The organism is Mesorhizobium sp. Arg314, assembly GCF_053714275.1.
Window position 1 is genome coordinate 1 of record NZ_JBSKBP010000409.1, and the last position, 201, is coordinate 201.

Annotated in this window: 1 pseudogene; it reads left to right on the forward strand. The window is 65.2% G+C overall.

The features are described 5' to 3' along the window. Positions 1-201, forward strand: a pseudogene (locus ACWGS9_RS36065) (glutamine--fructose-6-phosphate transaminase (isomerizing)); the annotation flags it as partial.

The following is a 201-nucleotide window of genomic DNA, read 5'->3' on the forward strand; positions in this document are numbered from 1 at the left end:
GGACGAGCCGCTCGACGGCACGATCGGCATCGGCCACACGCGCTGGGCGACGCATGGCGTGCCCAACGAGACCAACGCGCATCCGCATTTTTCCAACGGCGTCGCCATCGTCCACAACGGCATCATCGAGAATTTCGCCGAGCTGCGCGACGAACTCACCCGCGACGGCTACATCTTCGCCTCGCAGACCGACACCGAGGT